Source organism: Pseudoalteromonas sp. ATL1 (assembly GCF_058933015.1).
Map to the genome: position 1 here is coordinate 1,916,565 of NZ_JBZYXL010000001.1, position 16,976 is coordinate 1,933,540.

Annotated in this window: 11 protein-coding genes and 1 other RNA gene; 6 read left to right on the forward strand and 6 right to left on the reverse strand. The window is 41.9% G+C overall.

From position 1 onward, the window contains the following. Window positions 1–77: 77 nt before the first annotated feature. Entirely contained in the window at window positions 78–2,414 is a 2,337-nt protein-coding gene (locus tag AC5FX4_RS08655; protein WP_493606035.1) for a methyl-accepting chemotaxis protein, read from the forward strand. Between the two features lie 34 nt (window positions 2,415–2,448). On the opposite strand, the gene AC5FX4_RS08660 is transcribed toward AC5FX4_RS08655, so the two are convergent. After that, complete coding sequence (locus tag AC5FX4_RS08660; RefSeq protein ID WP_493606036.1) at window positions 2,449–3,708, reverse strand: aromatic amino acid transport family protein; 1,260 nt, start codon at window positions 3,706–3,708, stop codon at window positions 2,449–2,451. A gap of 283 nt (window positions 3,709–3,991) precedes the next feature. Between AC5FX4_RS08660 and AC5FX4_RS08665 the strand changes: the two genes are divergently transcribed. Then, the gene (locus AC5FX4_RS08665; RefSeq protein WP_493606037.1) at window positions 3,992–4,951 is read left to right on the forward strand and encodes a hypothetical protein; all 960 of its coding nucleotides are present in this window, start codon (window positions 3,992–3,994) and stop codon (window positions 4,949–4,951) included. Here AC5FX4_RS08665 and AC5FX4_RS08670 read toward each other — a convergent pair. Together AC5FX4_RS08670 and AC5FX4_RS08675 are read right to left on the reverse strand one after the other, a co-directional pair. Beyond that, window positions 4,921–6,042: an ISAs1 family transposase gene (locus AC5FX4_RS08670; RefSeq protein WP_493606038.1), complete on the reverse strand. Its 1,122-nt coding sequence runs from the start codon at window positions 6,040–6,042 to the stop codon at window positions 4,921–4,923. The genes AC5FX4_RS08665 and AC5FX4_RS08670 overlap by 31 nt on opposite strands. Before the next feature lie 319 nt (window positions 6,043–6,361). Beyond that, complete coding sequence (locus AC5FX4_RS08675; protein ID WP_493606039.1) at window positions 6,362–6,808, reverse strand: helix-turn-helix domain-containing protein; 447 nt, start codon at window positions 6,806–6,808, stop codon at window positions 6,362–6,364. A 215-nt stretch (window positions 6,809–7,023) separates the two neighbouring features. Between AC5FX4_RS08675 and AC5FX4_RS08680 the strand changes: the two genes are divergently transcribed. The 3 genes from AC5FX4_RS08680 (at window position 7,024) to AC5FX4_RS08690 (ending at window position 10,677) form a co-directional block, all read left to right on the forward strand. Continuing rightward, window positions 7,024–7,314 carry a helix-turn-helix domain-containing protein gene (locus AC5FX4_RS08680; RefSeq protein ID WP_476291565.1) on the forward strand — a complete coding sequence of 97 codons (291 nt, stop codon included), beginning with the start codon at window positions 7,024–7,026 and terminating at the stop codon, window positions 7,312–7,314. A 292-nt stretch (window positions 7,315–7,606) separates the two neighbouring features. Further along, entirely contained in the window at window positions 7,607–8,662 is a 1,056-nt protein-coding gene (locus tag AC5FX4_RS08685; protein WP_493606040.1) for a fibrinogen-like YCDxxxxGGGW domain-containing protein, read from the forward strand. A gap of 149 nt (window positions 8,663–8,811) precedes the next feature. Further along, on the forward strand, window positions 8,812–10,677 hold the full coding sequence (locus tag AC5FX4_RS08690) for a winged helix-turn-helix domain-containing protein (RefSeq protein WP_493606041.1): 1,866 nt from the start codon (window positions 8,812–8,814) through the stop codon (window positions 10,675–10,677). Between the two features lie 35 nt (window positions 10,678–10,712). Here the strand turns inward: AC5FX4_RS08690 and AC5FX4_RS08695 are convergent, their stop codons facing one another. Continuing rightward, the gene (locus tag AC5FX4_RS08695; RefSeq protein ID WP_493606042.1) at window positions 10,713–11,732 is read right to left on the reverse strand and encodes a formylglycine-generating enzyme family protein; all 1,020 of its coding nucleotides are present in this window, start codon (window positions 11,730–11,732) and stop codon (window positions 10,713–10,715) included. A 147-nt stretch (window positions 11,733–11,879) separates the two neighbouring features. Then, the gene (locus AC5FX4_RS08700; protein WP_493606043.1) at window positions 11,880–13,613 is read right to left on the reverse strand and encodes a methyl-accepting chemotaxis protein; all 1,734 of its coding nucleotides are present in this window, start codon (window positions 13,611–13,613) and stop codon (window positions 11,880–11,882) included. Window positions 13,614–13,786: 173 nt separating this feature from the next. On the opposite strand from AC5FX4_RS08700, the gene AC5FX4_RS08705 reads away from it, so the two are divergent. Beyond that, window positions 13,787–16,294 carry a M1 family aminopeptidase gene (locus AC5FX4_RS08705; RefSeq protein ID WP_493606044.1) on the forward strand — a complete coding sequence of 836 codons (2,508 nt, stop codon included), beginning with the start codon at window positions 13,787–13,789 and terminating at the stop codon, window positions 16,292–16,294. 185 nt (window positions 16,295–16,479) lie between these two features. Here the strand turns inward: AC5FX4_RS08705 and ssrA are convergent. Next, window positions 16,480–16,836: a transfer-messenger RNA gene (ssrA, locus tag AC5FX4_RS08710) on the reverse strand. Window positions 16,837–16,976 lie beyond the last annotated feature (140 nt).

Below are 16,976 nucleotides of genomic sequence, written 5' to 3' on the forward strand. Positions count from 1 at the left end.
AGTTAGTGGTTTTTGTCGACAGACCTGCTAGGTTTAGACGGTATAACCGTTAATCACTATGGTAGTTTGGGGTCACTGTGAGAATTAAAAGTAAGATAATACTCAATGTAGCAATCATTGTTGCAGTGGCAGTTATTGCGACCGCTTCAATCCTGACCGCTTTGGCCAAATCTACAGCCAACAGCGCACTACAAGAACAATTACAAAGTAGGCTAGTTGGAATTCGAGACGCTAAGAGTGAGCAAGTCGAAAGCTACTTTCTAATGATGCAGCAACAAATAAAGACCTTAGCGTCTTCAGCCTTAACACTGGAGGCCAGTGAAGGTTTTATTCAGAGCTTTGCGCGTTACAAACAACAGTTATCAGGTGCCTCTGCTAACGAAATTGACTCGGCGCTGAACCAGTTTTATGGCCAACAATTTGCGGCTACTTATCGCACCTTAAATGATGATAAAGAGATTGATACATCACGTTTGTTATCGGGGTTATCTGGCAATGCTAAGGCGCTTCAATACACCTATATTGCCCACAATGCTCATCCATTAGGAAGCAAAAGTGAACTGCATGATGCTAAAGACGGTAGTGATTATGCAAATATTCATATTAAGTACCACAGTTCATATAAACAGCTACTTGAAGCGTTCGGCTATTACGACATTTTTATAGTCGATGCGCAAAGTGGTGATGTAGTTTATTCGGTATTCAAGGAACTTGATTTTGCTACCTCTTTACGCAATGGCCCTTATCGTGATTCTGGGCTGGGGGATGCATACCGTAAAGCAATGCAAGCTCAGCAAGGTGAGGTTTCAATGATTGACTTTAGACCTTACGTTCCCTCCTATGACGCACCTGCTGCGTTTATTTCCGTCCCCATTTTTAATCAATCTCAGCGTACTGCCGTCCTCATCTTTCAAGCGCCCGTCGATAACATTAACAGCATAATGAACTATGCTGAGCAGTGGCAGCAAAGGGGTTTAGGCACAAGCGGCGAGACCTACCTTGTTGGTGAAGATGGCCTTATGCGTTCTCTCAGTCGTCCTTTTCTAGAGAACAAGCCCCAGTATCTTGCCAAGCTTAAAAGTCAGGGGGTTTCAAGTGCTGTACTGTCACAAATTGAAGCAAAAGATTCAACTTTAGGGCTGGCTAAGGTGGATACTAAAGCGGTTGACAATGCGCTACAAGGGCAAACTGACGTTGTGCAAATAAAGAATTACATGAACACTGATGTGGTCTCAGCATATGCGCCGATTAATTTAGTCGGGTTACATTGGGCTATTATTAGTGAGATCAGTGTTAAAGAGGGCTTTGCTGCAAGTCAAAAGCTGGTGCATTCAATGCTAATGGTGGCCATCGTGTTGAGTGTGGTGTTGATCCTGATTGGGTTAGTTACTGCGTGGGTTTTAGGTGGTTACCTTGCCAAGCCTGTGCTGACTATCAATGACTTTGTAATGAAAGTAGCCACAACCTTAGACTTGTCGCTGCGTGCCAACTTGCGGTTTGATAAAGCGGATAATGATGAAATTGGTCAAGTGGGTCGTTCGTTAAACGTTATGATGGAAAGTATCAATGAAGCCATGTGCGAGGTGGCGGATTCGTCGACCAATTTAGATCGTTCAGTTACGTCGCTACGGAGCAATTTTAATAAAGTAGCAAATCAATCTTCAGAACAATCGAGTATGACTTTACAGCTGTCAGCGGCAATTGAGCAAATGGCGCAGACATCAGAGTCACTGGCACAATCGGCGGAGCAATCTAATAGTGCAACGCGTACAGCGGTCGATCAAGTTGCACAAGGGAAAGCCAATGTTGAGGCCAACGTACAAAACAATAAAGCGTTAAAAGATGTGATCACACTCACCTCTGAAAACGTTGATAAGGTAGCAAAAGACAGTGCAGAGATAGGCTCTGTACTTGAAGTGATAAAAGGCATTGCTGAACAAACCAATTTATTAGCATTGAATGCAGCTATCGAAGCGGCAAGAGCAGGAGAGCAAGGTAGAGGGTTTGCTGTGGTCGCCGATGAGGTGAGGGCACTGGCGCAAAAAACGCAAGATTCCACCAAAGAAATACATAAAATTATAGAAGCACTACAAAGTGGCTCCGGGCAAACTGTGAACTCAATGCAAAGTGCTTTATCGAGTGTCGAGCAAACCTTTACTACAACGAACCATGTAACGAATTCGTTTGAAAAAATAAATGAGCAAGTGTGTGCGATTGATGGCTATAACTCACAAGTCGCTACTGCGACCTCTGAGCAAAGTTCGGTTGCCCGAGATATGGCGCACCAAGTTACAAGCATTAGTAATTTGGCTGAAAATAACGGCAAAAGTGTGCATGTAGCGTTGGGTTGTTGTGATGAGGTGGAAGCAGAGTATCATCGCTTGCAGGCCCTTGTAGGGCGCTTTAAGCTATAATCTGCGCCTTCTCGCGCAGGTTATATTAGGTTGTTTATCTGAGCATGTTATACAGCAATGCGGATACTGCCAGCAAACCCACCATCAGCACAAAGTAAGTGCCAAGGTGAAATTGGTATTTTTGAAGTGCTGGTACCTTAAATACGGCAATGGTCGGCATGATAAATAAGATCATGGCGATAATAGGGCCTGAAATCGCCCCCATCATGTCTAAAATACTTGGATTAAGCACGGCGCATAGCCAAATCGAGATAAACATCACCACAATACCGAGCTTATCGGTTCTACCAAGAGGTAGATTTAATTGTTTGGTAACGAGTCCATTAAAGCTCTCTCTGGCCCCTAAAAAGTGCCCTAGAAACGATGAGGTGATAGCGATAAAAGCCACCAATGGTCCAAGCAAGGCAATGAATGGGTTGTCATATTCATTGGCTAAATAAGACAAAACAGACACGTTGGCTTGCTTAGCGGCCTGCATTTGCTCAGGGTTAAGTGACAACACACATGAAATAACAAACAGTAAAACAAACAAAATCAGTATGAGAGATGTGTATTTTAAAATCTGTTCTGACTTATGTGTTGCACGCTGTTTGTAATGGCGACGCTGCACATTTACGAAACTAGAAATTGCAGCTGCATGGCTAAATGAAAACACCACAATAGGCACCGACAGCCAAAGTGTGGTGGCTAAATCGTCTGCCATGGGGGCTTCAATCACCGGCATTTGCCAGTTTGGCACCAAATATAAAGATAAGAACAGCAAAATAGCAACGAGCGGATACACCAACATCGCAAAAGCACGCATCAATAACTTTTCACCACCAAGCATCACGCCTATCATACCCGTGACGAGCAAGCCTGACAGAACGGCACGAGGCATTGAAGCAAGGCCAAGTTGGTTAGTCATAAAGCTATCAACGGTATTGGTTAGTCCGACTCCGTAAATAAGTAAAATTGGAAAGATGGAAAAAAAGTAGAGTAAGGAAATTAAGCGTCCGGCACGGGGTCCAAAGTGCTCTTCTACAACGTCTGTAAAATCAGCATCAGCTTGTTTGGATGATAATACAAATCGAGCTAACCCTCTGTGCGCTAGGTAAGTCATAGGGAAGGCGAGAAGCGTCATGATCACAAGCGGCCAAAACCCGCCAATACCGATGTTGATGGGTAAGAATAAAATGCCCGCACCGACGGCTGTACCAAATAAACTCAATACCCAATGTGTGTCATGTGTTGTCCAGCTACTTGGATGAGATATGGGCATCTCTGTAGCTGTTACCTGAGAATAGTTACTCATGTATTTGTCCTGATTATCCAAATTGTGCGCGCGGATAATAGTGTATTCAGTTGAAAAGTTCACTGATTTGCCTATTTATCGAGGCTGTTTGAATGATAGATGTTCACTTTGTGTGAATTTCAAACGGTTAAATACTTATTCAAAAACGTTAGATTACTTAAGTTACAATTTATAAATTACAAAAATACAACGTGGAAAGTAATTAAACCACTACAAAATATACTTTATTTTGATCATTGATTAACTTGATGTTGATGTTTTCAACATAAATAAAAGGGAATTTATGAAACTTAAGTTCTATTTGCCATTATTTGCAATGGCTTCTATGTCAACTGCTGGGCATGCTGTTGAGACTTTCAAAGCAAATAATGATGCGATAACTGTTGGGCAAAAAGTGTCAATATCATATTCGGAGTGGTCCCCATCTCAGTTTTATCCTAATCCGATAGCAAATATCTATTTAACAAAGCCAAATGGTTCTAAAAGCAAAATAGCCTCTAACTTGAGCTCGTACGGTACATATTCATCTCCAACATTAAATGATGTAGGTGAGCATAAGTTTGAGATTTGTGCGGGTAGCCGTTGTGGTAGTAATAGGACTTTGACTGTTTATGTAAACCCAGAATGTAAACTAGTCACTAATGGCAGCTCTTATTACTCGTGCGGTGGTAATAAGGTAACTCAGGATTTTGCGACTTTTATGAATCCAAGAAGTAGAATTACTGAATTTAAGGTGCATAAAGGATACGTAACTTGGCGCTATTATAACCATAATGGCTCTTCTGGTACGACCGCACGTTTTTACCATAGCTATTATAGTAATAATATTAACGGTACAAATCGCACACAAATCACACAAACCGCGGATAGTAACTTCAGTGAGAGTGAGTCTATTAAGGAATTCCAAGTCAAAAACAACAAAGCCGTATGGAAGTTTGAGGATGCTGGGAACAACTGTGGAAGCGCCTGTAATTCTGACGTTGCATACTACCAACAGTGTTTAGATGGTCGATATCCTGGGCTTGAAGCAATCACTTCTGTTGCTCATTCGGATATTATCATCAAAGAATATATAAGCGATTTCTACATCAGTGATTATGGGACTTATGCGTCATGGGTTTTCACACGTAGAAGCAGTACTTCTAGTGACTCGTACTCTAAAAATGCGCGTTTGAATAACTGTGGCTCAACGCAGGGCAAGAGCATGAAAAATCACTTGCTATTCAATACCTTTTCTAGATAGCTCTCGTTTCTAGCTGCTTTTAGCTGTTTAGCGCGTACACCTTTGTTAAAGGATGTCTCTTTCTTCAATAAATTCAATGCAATATGTCTTACACCAGCCAACACTTCTGCTGCTCCGTCACGGCGTATACGGCAACCATCTTCATTCATCGCCACATCCAAACACCAATGAAGACTGTTCTCAATATACCAATGTGCTCGCGTGGCTTCTGCTAGTCTTTGCGCACTCAAGTTCGCTGAGCTTATGTAATATCGATAGGTTAATTCACCTTGCTGTTGGTTATCCGATTTACGGTAAGACACTATCACGCCTACACTTTGTAAATTGGGCCAGCCAGCTCTTGCGGGTATTTGAGCCATTTCATGACAGACAACAGCCGCTCTGAATTCTTCTCGACCTCGTTGATAATCTACTTCACTTAATAAGCTATCAGTCGCTATCTGGCGTGATATTTCTGGTTGCAAGAGTTGTTTCACTTGTTCAAATAAGTTGCCTTGATTGGCTTTGAGAGCCAGCAAATAATCTGCTTCTTTTTCTATAATTTGCTTCGCAATCTCCTTTTGGCAGCCCATCGCATCAATCGTCACTAAGCAACCTTTTAGCTCTAGTAACTGTAGCAACTCTGGGATTGCGGTGATTTCATTGGACTTCGAGTCGGTCTTGCATTGACCTAACGTCACGCCATTTTCACAGGCAAACGCACTGACAATGTGGATCGCATCTTTTCTATCTGGCTGTTTAAATGAACCTTTTAGCCTTTTTCCATCAATGGCAACCACACTGCCGTCTGTGAGTTCACTACAGCTGTGCATCCATTGAGAAAAACTGGCTTGAAACTGGGTCATATCGATACGGCTTATAACCCTTGCAATCGTGTCATGCCGAGGCACACCGTTCGATAGTGCTATAAATTTACGTAACCAAGATAGCTTGTCATGGGCAAAATCTTCAATTTCTTCCCAACCTTGGCAACCTGCGATCACGGCACTGATAGTTAGAAACAGAATATCAAATAATGGATGTTGCACTTTGCCTTGCTGGCGTGGGTCATCAATTGAAGAAAAGTGTTCGAACAACTTATTGGCTGACATAATTGTGCTGTTTAATCTGAAAAGCAGTATAAGATCATAAATTTATGTCAAGGTAAAGTTCATGATCTTGCCCTGTGGCTCAACGGGGTCGTTGTTCCCTTAATTCACTTATATCTATTATGAGGGCGAAAGCCCTCTTTAGTAGCAATCACACCTGAGTAGGTTATCGTTTGTGAGCCTATAATATTTTATAAAGATAACGTTATATTAAGTTACTGATAATCTGACGCGACTGAATAAGCTTTTAGCCAGGCAATCTAATTAGGAAGTGGCTAGTTTAAGCCTTGTAGAACTTTTTAATTTATACAGAAGTATACGATTAAGCTCTTTTTATTTTTCTAAATGCGCCATCAAGCATAGGTTTTAAATCTCTTAAAAGTAACTGCGCACTGGTATCAAAATTCACTTTCTTGGTCGACTTAAACCAACCTAAATGACATAAAAATAATAAGGTTTCTTTTGCTGTTTTTGTAAACTTTTCTTCGAATTCAGACTCAGAGAGTTGAGAAACAGTTTGAGAGGGACTAATTGGGTTATTAGTGGTCGCATTGGGTTGGTTTTCGCCAGTGATGAGCCAATGTGCTGAGCATTTAGTTTTTGGGTGCTCAAAAAATTTACTGATGACGGATAGCGTCGGTTCTCGTTCTCCTTTTTCATACTTGCGGTATGAAGGCACTGGAATTTCAAGCATGTCGGCAAAACTCACCTGAGATTCATCTACAGAGATCCGTAATTGTTTTAATCTTGTTGCAAAATTATTTGACATATGACCCAATCCGATCAATTATTTCAGCAGTTGACCCAGATAGGCTACATCAATTAGTTAAGCTTGTCTAATGATAGGGTTAAGGGGGCTGTGAAATAGATGTGTGTTAACTGTTTTGTAATACATTCACGGCGACAGGATTGTTTAGCTATTAGCGATTTGTAATGTAGCAAGTAATTGTACAAGCGCTAATCATTACCAGATACGGATATGTAATGAATACGATACGAAGAAATGAACGCATGCGCAGAGCGCAAACCATGGCGGCAAGACAATATATTCCAGCAACGATTCGTAAGTTGCGCCGAGACATGAAACTAACGCAGGCTCAGTTGGGCAAGAGTTTAGTAACGCCAGTTGATCAAGCGACTATTTCCAATTGGGAATCAGGCAAAACAGAATTAACTGCTTGTCAACTTCTTGATATTATGATGCTTTTTGGGAAGCCTAACTTTCTGTCTCTGATTGAACAAACAGATATGATGGAAGAAAAGCAATCGGCCTAATCTTCAACAACAGTTTTTTGTACTTTGGTGTAAGCCAAAGTACAAGCCCCCGAGTTCTCGTACCTGTTGCAGCATAAACGCTGCATTCCGCTGGTGAGATAAGCTACTTTGATAAAGGCTTATTTCACCTTTTTGTATCCGACCTTCTCTCATCAAAATTTTGTTTACATTTCGACAGTTCTTACCTGCATTTTACAAGTTTAGATAGTGCAACTTACATGGTTTAATATCATTATCTTTATCGAGTATTTGCGCATTTTTACTTAAAGAATATAAAGTTAGGAAGATAGTTATGGAATTAGATAAACATAAGTTTAACCAAGTATGTTTGGCGACTTTGTTTGGCATGATATCAATATCGGCCCAAGCCGAAACTGTTTCATCATGGATAGAGCAACCAAGTAGCATCGTGACAGGTAAAAATATCGGTATTGGCACGACCTCGCCCAGTGAAGCATTACATGTGTTAGGTAATGCGATAGCGGATGACCCGTTGCAAGATAATCACTTGGTCACCAAACGTTATCTTGATGGTTCGGTGCAAGAGCTACACGACTCTAGTCAGCAATTATCAGAGCAATATACCAATCTGAAAGCGCAATACGACACCTTAAATCTAAGGTTCCAAACTCTCTTAGGTTATGTGGGGAGTTTGAACGATAGATATGATTCTGTATCTAACCAACTTTTGATTGCGTTAGATCGTATCCAAGCATTGGAAGATAAGCTTACTTCTACAGGCCGCAACTGCCTAGATATTATTACGCAGACACCTCAAGCGACAACCGGGTTTTATTTGATCGATCCAGATGGAGCTGACGTTGGCGTGCAGGCGTTTAAAGTATGGTGTGATATGGATTACCAAGGTGGCGGCTGGACGTTGTTTGCAAACCATAAAGACGAAATTGAAAACATCCAGACGGGTGAGTTGATTTCACCTAATGAATTTTCAGTTATGAAAGCTGAACGATGGCAGGCACTGCGAGCCACTGTAACGGGTGGTATGATGTTCAAAGATGAACATGGCAAAATTAGTCAAATTTATCAGGCTAAAGTACAAAATGCGAACTGTCGAAACATCTATACGGAAGATGACTTAGCGCAACTATCCACGCTAGGTGACTACGGCTTAATTTGGCACCATGAAGATACCAACTGCGATGTATCAAGGGATTTCTCTGGCGTGATATTGGGCGACAAAGACTCGACGCGTGTTGAAACTTACACCTATCAAGGGGCCTCAGTAATACAAGCGCCTAACTCAAAAACTAAGTTCGATGTTTGGCCATATGGCAATGACGAGAGCTCTCGTTACCATCAAGATCAGCTGCTGTACTTTGTTAAATAGTCGGAGCTAACCTGAACTGTGAGGTTGGTACGCTAGGCGTGCTAACCTTGCAAACGTATAGGCGTTTTTAGATTTGTACTTGGGTACAGGTTTGCAAATAAACTCAATAAGGCTACACTGCTTGGCCGTATGACACAGTTTTAACTTCCATGCTTTATTTTTCTCATTTTAGTTTCGATCTACAAACGCTTATTCTTTATAAAAATGGGGAAGCACAGAGTCTTAATGTTAATCAGGCTAAACTGCTAGCGTTGTTCTTAGAAAACCCAAATACGTTATTAAGTAAAGACGATATTCTTGCGGCAGTTTGGGCAAGAAAAATCATGTCTGATCAAGTTGTGTTTCAAACAATTAGTCAGCTTAGGGCTATTTTAGGGGACGACGTGATTAAGACGTTTCCAAAAAGAGGCTATCAATGGCAAGTAACTTTAAGTGATACGCCTTCGCTAAATGCCGTCATAGAAGACAAAAAAGCCCAAGAGGCCTCACGCAACATCGTTCTAATAATAATGTTGTTGTGTGTTTCAGGTGTACTCATTTATAACCTCGTTCAGAGTCGCGTTGTAGAAACGCAAAATAGCCATGTTCAAATGTTTTCGAATTGGTATTTTATTCCTTTTCAAAGTCGGGAGTCGCAAGCGAAAGGTGAACGATTGGCGCAGTTAAATGCCAATCTACAGAGCTACTTCCAACCTGTTGCGTCAGACTCTTACATCTATGACGCTTGGCAATTTTTATCATCTCCTTACATGAAAGCACAAAGTGTGGCGCAAACTGAAAATAGCGTGTTGATTTCTGGCGTGATTTATCCCGCCAATCAAGGGGAGGAGCAGGGAAAGTCGCAATACGTACTAGATTATGTGATCCAAGGGCCAATTCGACGTTGGCAAGGCTATGTATTTGGATCAACACCCGAGCAACTAGAACACACATTGGTTGAGAACTTACAGCCGTTAAGTAAATCTAATTTTTTCAATGAATCGTCGGAAGCTGCAGCTACCGCAGAGCTTGAGTTACTCGTGAATCAAAATCCCGACAACTTAACTTTGTTACAACATCTGATCGCGCGTCAAATCGATCAAAGCAACTACGACACCGCTGATGCACAAATTGCAAAGCTCACCGTACTGGCCAAAGCACAATCGCAACCCGTTTATGAAGCCTACGCATTTTGGTTGAAAGGCACTTTACTCATTGAACTTGAGCAATATGACTTAGCGTTAATACAATTAGAGCGGGCACAAAATAAATTACAAGGGATAAACTTACTGGCAATGCAGAGCGAAGTCAGTAAATCTCAAGCGGATGTCGCTGCTGCCAAAGAAGATTTTGCGCAAATACAGCGTTATCTGCTGCAATCTGCCAGTCAAGCGCGACTGGCTAATCGGCCCACACAAGAAGTCAGGGCGTATACATTGCTCTCAATTAAAGCCGCGAAGCTTAAACTCAATAAAGAAAAATATGACTATTTACGACAAGCAGAGTTGTTGATAGAGGATTATCAGCTTGATGATTCTCATCGCATGCTAACAGACTATCACTGGGCGTTATTCGCGCAAACCCAATTAGAGAAAGTATCACACTACGAACGAGTACTGAGCCGACCAATTACGCCTGACAATCTGTGGGTTTTTTTTAGTGTAACTGAGCAGCTAATCCAGCTAGCGATAGAAAGCCGCAACTGGGAGCGGGCACATGTGCTTGCTGAAAATATTACAGACTCAGCTCGACAGTCATTTTTGCTCACACAAATTTATACTGCTAAGCAAGAGCTTGAAAAAGCAAAACAGCATGCAGCGAATGCATTTAATTTGGCGCGCACGCAGGGCATAGATTGGATTGGTTTAGATATGGCACTCGCCTTGTTAGAGCTGCATCAAAACGATGCGAGTTCAGCACAAGTCATGCTAAGCAAAAGGTATATTTTGAACACAGCTAAATCAGGTTGGCTAAAAAAACATAAAGCACGTTTGCAAAATGTAGGTGTTGATGTAAACACCTACATAGATATTTAGTGACCTTTAGGCGCAAGCGCTAAAATGCTGAGTGGTTAGCGTGCACTTACTTTTAGCCAGTTTTTCTTGGCATGTTTTTGTGCATGAGCCAGCAGCTTAACAAACGTTTTATTGCCGTTATCACTGGGTAGTGCTTTACCTTCTGTATCGAGTACGAGGCGAAACCCCTCTAATGCGGCAAGAAAGCTATCGCTCATTTTCATTCTTTCACTACTTGTACTGGCTTCCCAGTGCCAGCTACTGCCACGGGCCACGTAGGCATCGCAATTTTCTTTGGTTACCGCCGTGCCATCAGTCGGTGCGTTTTTGTAATTATCGACATAGCAATCAGCCAGCCGTTCAACCACATTGCCTAACATGTCATGAACACCAAACGGGTTTGCTTTAAATAAGCCAACGACGGAACTGGTTAACTCATAATCGTAACAAGGCTCGATGGTGTAGCCGTCAGAATACGTTGCGTTATATTGCTTTGGAGACTCCGCTTTAGCATATAAATCTGATAAGTTGGCGTATTGGCAGGCTTGGCCACTGAGAGGTTTTTCGCCATAAAAGTAACGAGTTTGAGTGCCGCCTCTCAGTGCATATTCCCACTCAGCTTCAGTTGGTAGGCGATAATGTTTACCAGACTGTTTTGACAACCAGCTTGCGTAGGCTATCGCATCCTTTCTGGAAACACAGACTACAGGGTGAAATTCGCTTTGCGCATAGGTGTTATTGTCCCAGCTACCGTCTTTTTGACCACTTCGAAACCATTTCTGACCGATACGATGCGTACAATTTTGTGGTGCAGGGTAGCCCGTGGCTTCAATGAATTTTCTAAACTCTGCTATGGTGACTTCGTACTTGCCCATTTGGAAGGCACGCATTGTGACTTTACGAACGGGCTGCTCATCGGCTCTACCATCTTTGCTACCCATGTTAAATTCACCGGCAGGAATGGCGACCATAGGAGGCTCGATGAATGTCTCGCTCATTTTCTTACCTGCAAGTACTGATGTACTGCTAAAGGCAAATAGGCACGTTAGTGGTAGTGCTAATGTTTTATTCTGCATGGTTTTTCCTCTTGTTTTATTTGCCTATACACCATGCAAAAATTGACAAGAGACTGTCTTACCAAAAAACTATAAAAATGAACAAATAGCTTTTTGATAGATTCAACTTATTAATTTATATGCTTATTTATAAATTAATAAGTTGAATTAAATTTGCTGAAGATACATGTTAAATCGCTTTAACTGCTCATTAATTGATAACACGGCTTGGTTAATGTCTTGTGCAATCGACAACAATTGTTCCGCGCTATGTGAGGTTTCATCTGACAGGGCATTAATATGATCAATGCTGGTGTTAATCTCCATACTGATATCTGCTTGCGAGTCAATGGCAGAGGATAATTGGTTATTCTTGTTTTCAATTTCTGACACCGCTTTACTTACTGAAGCGATCATATCATTGGTTTGATCCGCTTTTTGCTGGCTGGTGGTGATGCTTGAGTGGCTTTGTTCAATCGCAGATACGGTACTTTTAGCGCCGTTTTGTAACTGCTCAATCATTTTATTAATTTCTTCGGTCGACTCTTGTGTGCGGCTGGCCAACGTTCTGACTTCGTCGGCAACAACGGCAAACCCTCGACCTTGTTCGCCAGCTCTCGCCGCTTCAATGGCGGCGTTTAGTGCCAGTAAATTGGTTTGTTCTGCGATGCCTCTTATGACATCGAGTACGCCACCAATGTTTTGGCTATCAGACTCTAAACTGCTCACAACAGTCGATACGTTTTGCATCATCTGAGATAGCTCGTTGATAGACGTCAAGCTTTGCTCAACGATTTGATTGCCATTTGCAGCCAATTTCTGGGTGGTTTGAGATTGCTCTGAGGTTGAGCTGGCAATATCTCTCATCTCTTGACTTGATTGATTCATAGCATGAATGGCTGATGCAACTCTTGCGGTAGCATCATGTTGTTTATGTGCATCTGTTTGGGTGTGTTTAGTGATTTGCTCCATCGAGCTTGTGGTACTTACGAGCTGCTCTACTTGTTGCTTAATTTGGGATAGCGTCACGGATAAATGTGAAACAAAGCGATTGAAGACAATGGCAATGTGTCCAATTTCATCTTTCGGTTCTTCAATTAATCGCTGTCTCAGATCGCCGTCACCATCGGCAATGTCTGACAAGGCGTTATACACATGGCGTAACCGACTGGAGATCAGCTTTCTAAATAAGAAGAACAGTAGACCAACCGTGGCGACTAAAGCGAGGGAAACAAGCATTGCTATGGTGAGGTTCAATTTATTGGCTGCGCTGAGTTGCTCGTCGATAGGTACCTGAACTTCGAGTACGCCTCTAATATCATTAAGTTTCCACCCTTTTTTGGGGGTGTCAGGGTGAGTGTTATGGCAATTAACACAGCCTTGCGCCGTCATCACATCGGCCATTGCGACTCGAACAACTTCTTTCCCCGAGATTGTTTCAACGCGAGAAAAACTTTTGTTGGCATTGTTACTAAGTTCTTCCCAAGCTTGTTTTGCGAAACCATCTAGTTGCCTGCTCGAACGATTAGGAAATGGATAAGGGCTATAAAGTTTGAGCGAGACGATATTTTGTTTCGTAAATTCACTGCTGATATCGTGAATAAAAGTTGCAGGTAATGGGATTTGATTCTCGTTACTCTTATGGTTGAAGTGCGGCGTTAGTTCGCTTGTTTTTAATACTTTTTTAATTACATTCTCAGTATAGTAACCGCGAATTGCTTTATATTGCTTTACGTTACTTTGTGCAGAAGCAATTGCCATTTTGATTGCATTATCTTCGGTAACGCGTGGCACATAAAACACCAAAATAATCAGCACGACAACAAGCACAATAACGAGAGGGGCAAACAGGCGCGTGCTGAGTTTACCCCAGTATTTAATAGTAGGAGAGAGCGTACTCATAGTCTGGACTCAAGATTTACTTGTGATTTACCAAGAGTCTAGAATAAGGTGATGTAAATTGCCTGACTAACAACGACATTTTGTTTGAAACATGCAATGGCTATGAGTGTTAGGTTTAGTGCCAAATTATTGAGCGCTGAGAATGATTAATTAACAATTTAGGGACAAACACTGTGTTGTATCGTCTATTATTTATCACGTTTTTAAGCGCGATTCTTTGCTTTGTACCAAGCGTATTTGCTTACCGCCTGCCAGCACACATATCTTTAGATTATCAAAGTATTGATCTTTCGCTGTCGCCTCTCGAAACGCAATTCAGTGGGCAAACGCAGTTATATATCCGTTTTGATAAGCCAAGTACTGTCGTTGCCTATCATGCAAACGGACTGGATATTAGCTCAGTGGAACTTATCCTAAACGCAAGAGTGCAGGCGTTAGGGGCTGCAAAGGCGGATGAGTTCGATATAGTAAAACATCACATCAGTGAGCCTGTCACAGGTGATGCGATCCTCAGAATTAAATATACAGGGACCATCAAGAACAAAGTGGCAGGGCTGTTTGTACAAGGCAAAGCTCAGCAACAACCTTATCTATTTTCCCAATTTCAAGCGATGGAAGCGCGCGGTGTATTCCCAAGCTTTGATTCACCTGACCAAAAAGCAATTTTCAAGTTCAGTGTTAATATTCCAAAAGATATGGGCGCACTGCATACCACCAGAGCCATCTCTACTCAGATTACAGGTGAGCAAAAGCATATTGAATTTGCACCAACGAAAAAAATAAACACCGATGTATTAGCACTTGCGGTTGGGTATTTTGATGAGGTTGAAATTGCTAATACACGCTTTAAATCTAAAATTTATTTCCCACAACAAAGCCCTGTCAGCATGCCAAAAGGCATGGCGGAACTGGTGAATAAGTCAGTCAACTTTATGACTGACTATCTCGATTATCCATTCCCATACGATAAACTCGATTTTTTCGTGGCGCCGTTTGATTCCCTAGCCGGTATGGAAAATGTAGGCCTTGTTGCGGTGCACCAAAACCAATTACCTGATCAGCATTCTTCGAACGACGATATTTGTCGGTTTAGAAAATTGATAGCACATGAAGTAGCACACATGTGGGTGGGTAATGATATGACCATTGCTTGGTATGACGACTATTGGATGAATGAGTCGTTTGCCGAGTTTTTTGCAGCAAAAATTGTTCAGCATCATTACCCCGATAACGCTAATTGCACTTATGCACCTCAATTGAGCGCATTTAGTGATGACAATCATCAGTCCAGAGCGCTTAGAGCGGATGTGAAGTATAAGAGCGAAATTGAGTCTATCGGGGGATTGGCTTACTCAAAGGGGCACGCGGTGTTAGAAATGGCGCAGAAAAGCGTCGGTGAGCAAGCGTTTAAGCAAGGTTTTCGTAAATATGCTGCTTCAGTCGCAGAGGGAAATACCTCAACTACGCAGTTTTTATCGGCTTTTTCGGACATCCCTCACTTTGAAGCGTTTGTTCATTCTTTTATTGACCAGTCTAGCTTTCCACTTGTTTCACTTGAAAAGCATGACAATCAGCTAGTTGTTTCTCAGCAAAGTTTCTTAAAAGGGCCGAGTAAACTGTGGCACATACCTTTGCATATTAAGGTATTAGAAGGCGAGCAGGTGAGTGAATACAAGGTACAGCTTGATGAACCGCGTAAGGTATTAAAAGAGATAGCCAGTGATGCTTCTGTGTTCTTGGATGCAGGAGGAGTTGGATATTTTAGGTACATAGATAACTCTGGTAATCATCCATTTCCATTGGATAAACTCATAGGCTCAGAGAAAGCAGCTTACTTTGATAATCAAACAGCGTTAGCCAGCGCAGGTTATCTTGATTACATGCGTTATTTAGAAGGACAAATTAGTCAAATTAATACGTTTGCCAGTGACAGCGAAGAAACCGGACGCGCACTAGATGTGATCCGTAATACATTTATCCAATTGATCCCACAAGGCCTAAAAGCGCGCTATGTTGAATACTTAACAAAGCAGCTCCCGGTTGTGACAAATTGGCAAGATAAGTTACAAGACAAAAACGGTGGCTTATGGATGGAGCTTTATGGCGTATATTTGCAAAACGCAGATGCAATTCAAGCCGCGAAAAATGCGTATGCAAGCACATCATTAGATAAATTAGAACACCGCACATCAGTAATTAGAGTGCTCGCCGCTAATGCAAACGATCAAGAATATAGCGCTTTACTCGCCCGTTTCCCCGACAGCGCCAGCATAAAAGAAGATTTACTCGACTCCTTGGGCTATGCGCAAACTCAAGCGCAAATAACACAATTTTATGAGTTGCTGCTCAGCGAGCAAACGCAAGAATTTGTGATCGATTACCGCTTTCAATATCCCGCCTTTACACCAAAACATCGCCCATTTGTGGCTGAGTTTATTAAAAACAATAAAGTTAGAATTCAAAAGCGTATTGCTGAAGAAAAGCTACAGTGGTTTCCATATAACTTTTTGACAGCCTGTTCAGCGAAAGAGGTGGAGCTTGTTAAAGATGCATTTGAACATTGGCAAGATGTCGAAGGGTTAACAGCTAAGCTCGATGTGGTGATCGCAAGCATCAATGAATGTACAAGTAATGCCAAAGTGAGTTTAGGCAGCATACACCGACAGTTTGCAGTGTTTTAATGGTTAGACATCGGCAGATATGTATACCTGCCCTTGGACTATCCTGTATAGAGTAAACGTCTATAACCGAACGCAGAAGAATACTGCTTATTGTTTGCGAGTAAAGTGCTAAGTAATTGAAACGTAAATTCTTAAGGCAACAAAAAACCCATCAAAAAATTTGATGGGTTTTTTATTTCGCTATGTGGTGGAGCTGGGGGGATTTGAACCCCCGTCCGGAAAGCGTCGACCTTCGGTCCTACATGTTTAGTATCGTCTATTGGTTAACCTTTAAATCTCGGACGAACACGATAAGTAAAGGCGAGGCCGCTTAGTTTTAGCCCTTCAACCCCGGCCAGGGTTTCCGTAGCGATCTTGTGTAGGGTGACACTCCAGAACCAGAACCACAAGCATTTCATGGAGGAGTGCTAGCGGGCTATTATGCCGCTAGAGCGTAGTTATCGTCGTTTGCGATTACTTTAAATACGGCTTTTTTACGAGGCCAGCCGCACCTCGACATGCACCTTAGGCTTCATGAATCCCGTCGAATCCTAATCAGCCCCTGAATACTTTCATTCAGTAAGTGGCGCCAGTATAGCCCAGCAAGCACAATCACCTCAAGGAACTTTTATGCATAAATCATTAAATATGAAACGCTTGGCTGATTATTGTACAAATTGCATTTACAATCGTTTATATTTTG

Bases quoted from the DNA above. Each gene is read 5' to 3' on its own strand.
- AC5FX4_RS08660 (WP_493606036.1), bottom strand. From the start codon at position 3,708: ATGAGTAACTATTCTCAGGTAACAGCTACAGAGATGCCCATATCTCAT.
- AC5FX4_RS08665 (WP_493606037.1), top strand. From the start codon at position 3,992: ATGAAACTTAAGTTCTATTTGCCATTATTTGCAATGGCTTCTATGTCA.
- AC5FX4_RS08670 (WP_493606038.1), bottom strand. From the start codon at position 6,042: ATGTCAGCCAATAAGTTGTTCGAACACTTTTCTTCAATTGATGACCCA.
- AC5FX4_RS08675 (WP_493606039.1), bottom strand. From the start codon at position 6,808: ATGTCAAATAATTTTGCAACAAGATTAAAACAATTACGGATCTCTGTA.
- AC5FX4_RS08680 (WP_476291565.1), top strand. From the start codon at position 7,024: ATGAATACGATACGAAGAAATGAACGCATGCGCAGAGCGCAAACCATG.
- AC5FX4_RS08685 (WP_493606040.1), top strand. From the start codon at position 7,607: ATGGAATTAGATAAACATAAGTTTAACCAAGTATGTTTGGCGACTTTG.
- AC5FX4_RS08690 (WP_493606041.1), top strand. From the start codon at position 8,812: ATGCTTTATTTTTCTCATTTTAGTTTCGATCTACAAACGCTTATTCTT.
- AC5FX4_RS08695 (WP_493606042.1), bottom strand. From the start codon at position 11,732: ATGCAGAATAAAACATTAGCACTACCACTAACGTGCCTATTTGCCTTT.
- AC5FX4_RS08700 (WP_493606043.1), bottom strand. From the start codon at position 13,613: ATGAGTACGCTCTCTCCTACTATTAAATACTGGGGTAAACTCAGCACG.